Source organism: Ideonella sp. P3_A4, from assembly GCF_056403075.1.
Window position 1 is genome coordinate 1 of sequence record NZ_JBFUGE010000852.1, and the last position, 2120, is coordinate 2120.

At 57.4% G+C, this 2120-nt stretch carries 3 protein-coding genes; all 3 read left to right on the forward strand.

Annotation, left to right across the window (positions count from 1 at the left end):
• Positions 1-653: 653 nt before the first annotated feature.
• From AC1DYI_RS33610 to AC1DYI_RS33620, 3 genes are read left to right on the forward strand one after another with little or no spacing between them, the layout of a single operon-like run.
• On the forward strand, positions 654-1034 hold the full coding sequence (locus AC1DYI_RS33610; protein ID WP_477208444.1) for a hypothetical protein: 381 nt from the start codon (positions 654-656) through the stop codon (positions 1032-1034).
• Between the two features lie 58 nt (positions 1035-1092).
• Positions 1093-1602, forward strand: a complete 510-nt coding sequence (locus tag AC1DYI_RS33615; RefSeq protein ID WP_477208445.1) for a GNAT family N-acetyltransferase — start codon at positions 1093-1095, stop codon at positions 1600-1602.
• Between the two features lie 24 nt (positions 1603-1626).
• Positions 1627-2082, forward strand: coding sequence for a hypothetical protein (locus AC1DYI_RS33620; RefSeq protein WP_477208446.1), 456 nt, complete (start codon positions 1627-1629; stop codon positions 2080-2082).
• The last annotated feature ends 38 nt before the right edge of the window (positions 2083-2120 follow it).

The window sequence follows — 2120 nt, forward strand, 5'->3', positions numbered from 1 at the left end:
GTGATACCCCATGTCTGCTAACCCCTTCTTGCCGGAATGAGTAAGCGGTCAGTATCACCACCCCCCCACCCCATTTCATGAAGGTGTTGCACTTGCTTGTTGAACCCGCGSCGCCTAACCCCTCCGTCAAGGGGACGTCCACAAGCGGGCTTCGCCCACTTGCGGCCGCCCCTTACGTCGAACGTTAGGGCTCCAGGGAGGCCCGCAGGAGCAAACTATGTCGCCATCCAAGTGGAAGCTGTCAGCCCTCAGAGCGACCTTTCTGGCCGCCACAGGTGGAAGCGCCATCCTGTCAGCAATACTGAACACACCCTCGGCTTGGCTGCTTCTCTCTGGGTCAGCTACAGGCGCGCTGTTGGCGCTTGTCGCATACGTGCTATCGCGCTTCCAAGCTACCACAGGCTGGCTGGTCATCCCTGTCGTGATGATTCAGAGTCTCGCCTTCCAGGTCGCCAATACACACTTTTCTGGCTCCAAGTCCGTTCTTCTTGCGCAATTTGGGGGCACGTCTCTCGCCGTATACGGAGCAGCTCTTATCTTCCTGGGCTTGGGAGTCTTGGGCAGGCAGCCGCCGAGCCCTAACCCCTCAGTCAAGGGGACGTCTTGCGGCAAGCCGCAAGCCGCCCCTTACCTCGAACGTTAGGGCTCCAAGCATGACCCGTTATGGCAAGACCATCGGAATCCTATGGCTTGTACAGAGTGCAGCCTTTGTGTTGGCCTTCTTCGACCTCGGCAGTACCTTTGGTGGGGTCCAATGGCTGGCGCATGTCGGCGCTGCGTTTGGTGCCACAGTCCTCGTCGTCTTCGCCATCTTGGCCTTCATCGTCGGCTTCCGCCTACTTCACACCCATCACACTTCTAGAATCCTTATCATCCTCATCGGCCTTGCTTCGGTCTACGTGTTGGCAGGAGCCCTCCTCGGCATTTCGTCTCTTCAGCTATTGATGCCTCCGATCATGCCAAATACTCAGTTCGATGCGCACATCGTTGCCACGATTCTTGCAGCCTTCACAGTTCGGCACCGTGAGCCCTAACCCCTCCGTCAAGGGGACTGGCCTGCGGCCAGCCCCTTACGTCGAACGTTAGCCGCCTATGTCTCCTGAGGCCAGCCTAGTTCTTCGCCAAGCGCGCGACTCCGACCTTCCTGGTCTGCTCGTCTGCGATGCCTACGCTCTGGTTCACGAAGCTCGAACTCAAGAATTGCTTTGCTGGGTCGAGCAGAAGTCTTGCTTCGTCGCATTGGCGGGCAATGAGCTGGTTGGCTTTGTAGTCCTGCAATACAACTTCTTCGGCAACGGCTTCATTCCTCTCGTCTGCGTGGCCGAAGCCAATCGACGCCAAGGCATTGGCCAGTTTCTGCTGGCGCAGGCCGAGCAGCTCTGCGTCACACCCAAGCTCTTCACGAGCACTAACGCATCCAACTCAAGGGCGCAACGCCTGTTTGTCCGTGCTGGCTTTGTCGCTAGCGGCACAATCGAGAATCTCGATGAAGCCGATCCTGAACTCATCTATTTCAAGGCTGTGCTTCAGGCAAGCGAGGCAGCTAACCCCTCCGTCAAGGGGACGTCCCGCAGGCGGGCCGCCCCTTACGTCGAACGTTAGGCCCTGTTAATTCCACGGATCCCGATGCCACAAGTCCCACTCCTTCTGGCTCGCCTCCTCGACGAAGGTCGATGGCAGCACCCAGGCGATACCATACTGCGCAAAGTTGTCCCGTTCATTGTCGATCCACTGGACTTCCTGACGTCCGTCGAGGAAATCGCGCGYGAGTCCACGGCGAACGGTTTTGACAATGCGCATGTGTGCGAGGTCTACAAGGTGCTTAGAGGATCAAAGCAGGTTGAGCCGGTTGACCTCCCTTGGCGCGATGTAGATCGCTCAATTCTTGTTGCCGTCAATCGCAGTATCGGAGACGATGTCGCCATTGCCTTGGACTTTCGGACGAATGCAGAAGACCCGAGGGTCATCGGCACATACTTCAAAGATGTGGAATGGAGAAGCGGTTGGATTGAAGAAAGCGGCTGGATGGAAATCACCCCTACTTTCAGTCAGTTCCTTAGCGAAATTGGCATCTTCATATGACCCACCGTGCTTAGCCGCGTCGGGCCTAACCCCTCAGT